Genomic DNA, 7,804 nt, shown 5'->3' on the forward strand with positions numbered 1-7,804 from the left:
GCGCCAAGCCGGGCCGCGCCGTGGGCCGTGGGCCGTGGGCCGTGAGCCGTGAGCCGTGAGCCGTGAGCCGTGAGCCGTGAGCCGTGAGCCGTGAGCCGTGAGCCGTGAGCCGTGAGCCGAAACTAACGCTGCCCGGCGGCCAGCTCCACGAAGGCCCGCACCACCGGGGAAGCCGAGCCGGCCCGCCAGGCCAGGCCCAGGTCGATCCTCGGGGGCGGGTCCTCCAGCCTGCGCAGCACCACGCCACGCCGGCGCAACGCCCGGGCCCGGTGTTCCGGGACCGCGGCGAGGCCCGCGCCTTCGGCCACCGCGCGCATGAGCTGCTCGTCCTCCGGTTCTTCGCGGACGATCGGGGGCAGGCCGCCCGGCCAGACCTGGCCGCTGATCGCGTCGTACTGGCCGGGGCCGTTCTCCCGCGGCCAGAACACCACCGGCTCGGCGGCGATCGCGGCCCGCCGCACCCGGCCGCGGCGGTGGGCGAGCGCGTGGCCCGACGGCAGGGCGAGCAGGACCTCCTCCGAGCCCACCACCGCGACCTCGATGTCCGGGGCGGTGACCGGGGGCCGCACGAAGCCGACGTCGATCTCGCCTGCCGCCAGGCGGGTCAGGTTCAGGCTGGTCCAGCCCGTTTCCAGGGCGAGTTCGACGTCCGGGTAGCGCTCGCGGTAGGCCGCGACCAGGTCGCCGGCCAGCGGGCCGGGCGCCGACCGCGTGTACGCGATCCGCAGCCGCCCGGCGTCGCCCCGGCCGGCCGCGGTGATCGCGCCGCGGGCCCGGTCCAGCCGGTCGAGCAGGTCGCGGGCCTCCAGAGCCGCCACGCGGCCGGCTTCGGTCAACGCGAAGCGCGGACCCGTGCGGTCGAGCAGCGCGACACCGAGGTCCGCTTCGAAGGCGCGGATCTGCTGGCTCAGCGACGGCTGGGACACGAACAGGCGAGCGGCCGCCTTCGTGAAGTGCATCTCCTCGGCGAGTACCGCGAAGTAGTGCCATCGGCGCAGGTCCACCCGGTGATTATAGGGCGTTCCTATGATTTGATCGGGACGAAGTCTTGGACCGGCCGCCCACTCCGCTGCTGTCCTGGATCCCATGACCACGACCAGCGCGCCCCTGGCCCGCACCGACCGCAAGCTGCTCGCCCTCGCCGCCGCGGCGGACCGGCGGCTCGCCGCTCCGATGGCCGGGTTCGTCGACCTCACCACGGTCCGCGAAGCCGTCGAAGACCTGACGAAGGCGTTCGCGCCGCTCGGGCGCGTCCAGCACACCGTCGCCGCCAAGGCGTGCGGCCTGGCCCCGCTCCTGCGGTTCCTCGCCGACCTCGGCATCGACGCCGAGGTCGCGAGCCCCGGCGAGACGGCGGTCGCGGAAGCGGCCGGCCTGCGCGGCCCGCGGCTGGTGCTCGACTCCCCCGCCAAGACGACCGCCGAGCTCGCGCACGCCCTCGCCGAAGGCACGGCGGTCAACGCCGACAACTTCCAGGAGCTCGCCCGGCTCGACGCACTGGTCGGGGCGACGCCGCCGCGGTCGGTGCTGGGCCTGCGGATCAACCCGCAGGTCGGGGCGGGCCGGATCGGCGACACGAGCACCGCCACCCCGGCGTCCAAGTTCGGTATCCCGTTGCGGGACCACGGAAACCGGGGCCTGCTGCTCGAGTCCTTCGCGCACCGGCCGTGGCTGACCCGGTTGCACGTCCACGTCGGCTCGCAGGGCTGCCCGCCGGAGCTGATGGCCGACGGCGTCGCCGCGGTGCACGAGCTCGCCGAGGAGATCAACGCCGAAGCCGGGTACCGGCAGGTCACCAGTCTCGACATCGGCGGCGGGCTGCCGGTGGACTTCACGTCCGACGAGCCCGGCCCGACCTACGCCGGCTACGTCGCGACGCTGCTGGCCCGGGTCCCGGCCCTGGCCGACGGGCGCTACGCGTTCGTCACCGAGTTCGGCCGGTCCCTGCTGGCGAAGAGCGGCTTCCTGGTCAGCACGGTGGAGTACACGAAGGTCGCCGGGGGACGGCACATCGCCGTGACGCACGCGGGCGCCCAGGTGGCGGCGCGCACGGTGCTCCAGCCGGAGCACTGGCCGCTGCGGATCGGCGCGTTCGACGCCACCGGCACGCCGAAGACCGGACCTCAGGTGCCGCAGGACATCGCCGGTCCCCTGTGTTTCGCCGGCGACCTCCTCGCCCGCGAGCGGCCGTTGCCGCTGCTGGAACCGGGCGACCTCGTCGTCGCCCACGACACCGGCGCGTACTACTTCGGCGCGCACTACGCGTACAACACGCTGCCGCGCCCGGCGGTGTACGGGTTCACCGTGTCGCCGCGCGGTGACGTCGAGTTCACGCCGCTCCGCCGCGCACAGACCCTCGCCGAACTGGTCGCCGACGCGGGCGGCGAATTCCTCGGAGCGCGCCCGGCAGCGTGATCCACCGCGTACGATCCCGGGCAGCCGAGGGGAGACTGCCATGGGGGCGCCGCCGCGGTTCGCCGCGCTACCGGTCGGGATCGTCGTTGCCGTGCAAGCCGTCGTGCTGACGGCGTTGTCCGGACGCTACGGCTTCCACCGCGACGAGCTGTACTTCGTCGCCGCAGGCCGCCGGCCGGACTGGGGGTACGTCGACAACCCGCCGATCACACCGTGGCTGGCGCGGGCGTCGACGGCGGTGTTCGGCGAAACGCCGAGCGGCCTGCGCGTGGTCGCGACCCTGCTCGGCATGGCGACCGTCGTGGCCGTCGCGCTGATCGCCCGCGAGTTCGGCGGCGGCCGCGGCGTTCAGCTGTTCACCGCGATCGCGACGGCGCTGTCGTCCTACGTCCTGGTCGTGTCGCACATGCTGGCGACCAACTCCGCGGACGTGCTGCTGTGGTCGCTGATCGCGCTCTTCGGCCTGCGGCTGCTGCGCACCGGCGACGGCCGCTGGTGGCTCGCGGTCGGTGCCGCCGCCGGGCTCGGCCTGGCGAACAAGTGGCTCGTGCTGCTCCTGCTGTCCGGACTGGGCATCGGCGTGGCCGTCGCCGGGCCGCGCCGGGTGCTGCGGACGTGGTGGCTCGCGGCCGGCGTCGGAGTCGCCGCCGTCCTGGCCGCGCCGGTGGTGCTCTGGCAGGCGTCGCACGGCTGGCCGATGCTCACCGTGGCCGGCGGGATCAGCGAGGACGACGGCGCCGGGAACCGCCTGTTGTTCGTGCCGATGCAGCTGGTCCTCCTCTCGCCGGTGCTGGTGCCGGTGTGGATCGCCGGGCTCGTGCGGCCGTGGCGCGACCCCGGTCTGCGCTGGGCCCGCGCGCTCGCCGTCGCCTATCCGGTCGTCTGCGTCGAGCTCCTGGTCCTCGGCGGCAAGCCGTACTACTCGGTACCGCTGCTGCTGCCGCTGGTGGCACTGGGCGCGGAACCGGTGCTGCGGTGGCTGGGCCGGGGCGGGACGCTCCGGCGGGCGCTCACCGGCGCGGCCGCCGCGGTGTGCGTGGCCGTGTCCGTCCTCATCGGACTCCCGGTCGTCCCGGCGCCGGCGCTGAACGGCCCGCTGCTGGCGATGAACAAGGAGCCGGGCGAGCAGGTCGGCTGGCCCGGCTTCGCCGGCACTGTCGCCGGTGCGTGGCAGCGGATCCCGGACGCCGAGCGCGACACCGCGGTCATCCTCGCCGGCAACTACGGCGAAGCCGGGGCGCTCGAGCGCTACGGTCCCGAACTCGGGCTGCCGCAGCCGTACTCCCCGCACATGTCGTACGCGGACTGGGGGCCGCCACCGGACCGGCTGGTCGGCCCGGTGCTGCTCGTCGGGCGGATCCAGCCCGGTTCGCCCGCGGCCCGGCTGATCACCGGGTGCCGCCCGGTCGCCAAGCACCACAACGCCGAAGGCGTCGACAACGACGAGGACGGCGTCACGCTTTCGCTGTGCACGCTGACGCGGCCGTGGTCCGAGGCGTGGCCCCAGCTGCGGCATTACTACTGAGCGGTTCGCGCTACCCTCGGGCGCATGGTGGCGAGGCGCACGGCGGTGGCCGTGGTGGGGGCGGGCCCGGCCGGACTCACGGTGGCGAACCTGCTGCGGCGCGCGGGGATCGGCTGCGTGCTGCTGGAGGCGCAGAGCCGGGCGTTCATCGAACAGCGGCCGCGGGCCGGGTTCATCGAAGAGTGGGCGGTCCGCGGGCTCGAAGAGCGCGGCCTCGGCGAGCAGCTCGTCGCGAAGGCGCCGCGGCACGAGAAGTTCGAGTTCCGGTTCGCCGGGCAGCGGCACGTCTTCCGCTACGGCGACGTCACCGGGCAGCGGCATTTCGTGTACCCGCAACAGCTTCTGGTGACCGACCTGGTCGCGCAGTACACCGGCGCGGGCGGTGAAGCGGTCTTCGAGGTCTCCGACGTCGAGCTGCACGACCTGACCTCGGACTCCCCCGCCGTCACGTTCCGCACCGCCGACGGCCGACACCGGATCGACTGCGACTTCGTCGCCGGCTGCGACGGCGCCCGCGGCGTCTGCCAGGGCTACCTGCCGCCGGAATCGACGGTGAAAGCCCACCACGACTACGGAATCGGCTGGCTGGCCCTGCTCGCCGAGGCCCCGCCATCGGCCGACGGCGTGCTGTTCGGCATCCACCCGCGCGGGTTCGCCGCGCACATGGCGCGCACGCCGGAGGTGACGCGGTTCTACCTGCAGACCGCGCCGGGCGAGACCGAGGCGGACTGGCCGGACGAGCGCGTGTGGCAGGAGCTCCACGCGCGGCTCACCGTGCCCGGCGGCGAGATCGTCGAGGGCAGGCTGTTCGAGAAGCGGATCCTCGACATGCACAACTCCGTCGTGGAGCCGATGTCGCACGGCCGCCTGCACCTCGCGGGCGAGTCGGCGCACCTGGTCGCCCCGATCGCGGCGAAGGGCATGAACCTCGCCCTGCACGACGCGTTCCTGCTGACCGACGCGTTCCGGGCGTACTACGCGGGCGACCCGGCGCCGCTGGCCGGCTATTCGGCCGCGTGCCTGCCGCTGGTGTGGCAGTACCAGGAATTTTCCCAGTGGCTGTCGGACATCTTCCACCACACCGCGGCCGCGGGCGAGAACCCGTTCGCGGCGCGCATCGCGGAAGCCCGGATGCGGCGCCTGCTCGGTTCGCCCACGGCCGCGGCGGCGTTCGCGGAGCTCTACATCGGCAAGAACGCCGACCTCTAGCTCCAGGCGATCTTGAACACCCAGGTGAAGCGGCCCGCCTGCCGGGCCGCGGCCGGGACGTCGATCACCAGCGCGCCGTTCTCCACCGTCCAGTGCAGGGTGCCGCGGTACCCGAGCATGGTCACCCGGTCACCCGCGCGGATCGGGACCGGCGCGTCCACCACCACGCGGCTGCCCGGCGCGGCCAGCGAGTGCACGTAGAACGCCTCGTTCTGCTTGACCGTGAACCGCAGGTCGCCGAGCTGGGCCATCCGGGACCAGTACGTCGTCCCGTAGATCGCCTCGCCGTTGACCTTCAGCCACGCGCCCGCGTCCCGCAGGTGCCGCTGCATCACGTCCGGGATCGTGCCGTCGAAGTCGGGGCCGATGTCGAGCAGGAAGTTGCCGTTCTTCGAGACGATGTCGACCAGCGTCCGGACGACCTCCGCCGCCGTCATGTAGCGGTCGTCGGGGGTCGCGCGGTTGTAGCCGTAGGAGAACGGGTCGAGGCCGCGGCTCGCCTCCCACTTCGCCACCACCGTGTTCGGGTACGTCGTGTACTCGGGCGTCGTGAAGTCGTGGTCCGGGATGCCGCCGCGGTCGTTGTAGGTGACGTCCTTGGGCCGCTTGCGGTTCTTCGCGCGGTTGAAGTACTCGGTGAGCACGGTCCGGCTGTCGTTGACGCCGCCGATGTCGAACCACAGGACGTCGGGGTCGAACTCGCGGATCAGCTCGAGGACCTGCGGGGCCTGGTAGTCGCGGACGAAGTCCTTCCCCGCGGTGTAGCCGGTGTAGGGCAGCGGTGCGCCGGTGTACGGATTGCGCGGCGCGTGGCCCATCCACGGGTTGTCCGGGTTGAACCACTCGGGCAGCGAGAAGTACAGGCCGTTGCGCAGCTGCGGCGTGTACTTCCGGGACGCCGCGAACAGCTCCGCGATGACGTTCCGGCGCGGGCCCAGCTTCACGGAGTTGCGGTCGCTGACCTTCGTGTCCCACAACGCGAAGCCGTCGTGGTGCTTGGACGTCAGGACGTAGTACTCCGCGCCCGCGTCCGCGATCAGCTTCAGCCAGCTGCGCGGGTCGAACTTCGCCGCGGTGAAGAGCGGGATGAAGTCGTCGTAGGTGAAGTTCTCGCCGTACTTCTGCCGGTGGTAGGCGTAGGTCGCGCCGGCGGGGTCCTGCTGGTTCTGCCAGTACCACTCCGCGTACTGCTGCCCGACCGGCGCCCACGCGGGCACGGCGTAGACGCCCCAGTGGATGAAGATGCCGAACTTGCTGTCGTTGAACCAGTAGGGCGCCCGGTGCGTCGAGAGCGAAGCGTCGGTGGGCCGGAAGTCCGGGACGCCGAGGGTGATCGGCACCTGCTGGGTGGCGAGCGTGCCGCGGCCGGCGGTGACGCGGATCTGGCCGTTCGTGGTGGTCCCGGGCGGCACGGAGGCGTTCGGGGCGAGCCCGAGCCGGACCGTCGCCTGCTCCCCCGGCGCCAGCGCGCGGACGGCCGCGGGCACGGTCGTCCGGCCGCCGGGGACGTCGACGGTGACGCTCACCCGGTCGCCCGCGCCGAGCCACACGGTCCCGGCGTTGACGATGGTCGCTTCGGCGGCCTGCGGACCGCCGTCGGTCAGCAGGTTCGCCGTCGACCGGCCGTCCAGGACCAGCGCCGAGCGGCCCACGGCGACCGGCTGGAGGGTGAGCGCGAAGACGTGCAGGCTGGAGACGTTCGGCGCCGGGTTCGCCGTCGTGGGCAGGGTCAGCGCGACGGCTTCGCGGGCCGGGTCGACCCAGACCTGGCCGATGGCCAGCGAAACCGGGTTGTTGTCGACGACACCGCCGGGGGCGTACCGGAACGGCGAAACGAGCGCGCCGCTGCCGGTGTACCAGTCGGGGCCGGAGAGCGAACCGGTGCTCGCGCTGCCGTCGGCGTAGTGCACGGTCGCCGGGCCGCCTGCCGCGCCGTAGCTGGCGGCGACCAGGAAGTAGGCGACGAAGTAGCGACCCTTCGGCAGGTCGATCCGCTGGCCGGTGGCGGCGATGTTGTTCTTCGCCCCGGCGGCCGCGGAGCCGAGCTTGAAGGGGACCCCACCGGCGGTGACGGTCTGCCCGGCGGGGACGTGCTCGGCGGGGAAGGTGTAGCCGGAGCCGTCGAAGTCGCCTCCGGTGGCGGACGCGCTGTCGATGCCGTCGCAGGAGAACCAGGAGTCGAGGGTGACGGGGACGGGCGGCGGGGGCGGGACGATCGGGGTCTCCGGGCCGTCGGGAGCGGCGTCGACGGGACTGGCGGCGCCGGCCGGGGTGTGGCCGGCCACGCCGAGCGCGACGGCACCTCCCAGCGCGATACCGAGGGCTTGACGGCGGGGGAAGGTCGGCACTGAGCCTCCAGGGATCGGATGACTACGGCGGGATTACGACAAAGTTCGCCCTCAGGACGCACATCTGTCGTCGGCGGAACTGATTCATCCGATGAATGAGCCTGCTTGGTGGCCCTCGCTGTGTCAAGGGGCCAACTGGCCCGATCGTGCTGAACCGAGCTCGTGTTCGCCGCGTATCCCTAGGTAACGAGCTGCAGCCCTCGCGCCAGAACCCAGCCGCACCGAAAGGCCAGACCGATGTCCACCGACCCGCACGCGCTGAGCCGCCGCGCGATCGCCATGCTCAAGGCGATCGCGCGGCGGCTCA

Annotated in this window: 5 protein-coding genes; 3 read left to right on the plus strand and 2 right to left on the minus strand. The window is 72.9% G+C overall.

What is annotated here, in order from left to right; translation table 11 throughout:
* Positions 1 to 122: 122 nt before the first annotated feature.
* Positions 123 to 1,004 (minus strand): LysR family transcriptional regulator, encoded by an 882-nt coding sequence (locus CCN39_RS29350; protein ID WP_086847405.1) that lies wholly within the window; start codon positions 1,002 to 1,004, stop codon positions 123 to 125.
* A gap of 82 nt (positions 1,005 to 1,086) precedes the next feature.
* On the opposite strand from CCN39_RS29350, the gene CCN39_RS29355 reads away from it, so the two are divergent.
* Genes CCN39_RS29355 through CCN39_RS29365 form a run of 3 tightly spaced genes read left to right on the plus strand, consistent with a single transcriptional unit; the run spans position 1,087 to position 5,149 of the window.
* Positions 1,087 to 2,415, plus strand: coding sequence for a type III PLP-dependent enzyme domain-containing protein (locus tag CCN39_RS29355; RefSeq protein WP_086847407.1), 1,329 nt, complete (start codon positions 1,087 to 1,089; stop codon positions 2,413 to 2,415).
* 40 nt (positions 2,416 to 2,455) lie between these two features.
* Positions 2,456 to 3,940, plus strand: coding sequence for an ArnT family glycosyltransferase (locus CCN39_RS29360; RefSeq protein WP_086847409.1), 1,485 nt, complete (start codon positions 2,456 to 2,458; stop codon positions 3,938 to 3,940).
* Between the two features lie 24 nt (positions 3,941 to 3,964).
* Positions 3,965 to 5,149, plus strand: coding sequence for a 4-hydroxybenzoate 3-monooxygenase (locus CCN39_RS29365; protein WP_086847411.1), 1,185 nt, complete (start codon positions 3,965 to 3,967; stop codon positions 5,147 to 5,149).
* Here the strand turns inward: CCN39_RS29365 and CCN39_RS29370 are convergent.
* Positions 5,146 to 7,497 carry an alpha-L-fucosidase gene (locus tag CCN39_RS29370; protein ID WP_086847413.1) on the minus strand — a complete coding sequence of 784 codons (2,352 nt, stop codon included), beginning with the start codon at positions 7,495 to 7,497 and terminating at the stop codon, positions 5,146 to 5,148. The two genes, CCN39_RS29365 and CCN39_RS29370, sit on opposite strands and share 4 nt — an antisense overlap.
* Positions 7,498 to 7,804: the final 307 nt, after the last annotated feature.

This window comes from Amycolatopsis kentuckyensis (assembly GCF_002155975.1).
GTDB classification, from domain to species: Bacteria; Actinomycetota; Actinomycetes; order Mycobacteriales; family Pseudonocardiaceae; genus Amycolatopsis; species Amycolatopsis kentuckyensis.

Excerpts from the sequence above, each read along its gene's own strand:
- CCN39_RS29355 (WP_086847407.1), top strand. The coding sequence starts at position 1,087 with ATGACCACGACCAGCGCGCCCCTGGCCCGCACCGACCGCAAGCTGCTC.
- CCN39_RS29360 (WP_086847409.1), top strand. The coding sequence starts at position 2,456 with ATGGGGGCGCCGCCGCGGTTCGCCGCGCTACCGGTCGGGATCGTCGTT.
- CCN39_RS29365 (WP_086847411.1), top strand. The coding sequence starts at position 3,965 with ATGGTGGCGAGGCGCACGGCGGTGGCCGTGGTGGGGGCGGGCCCGGCC.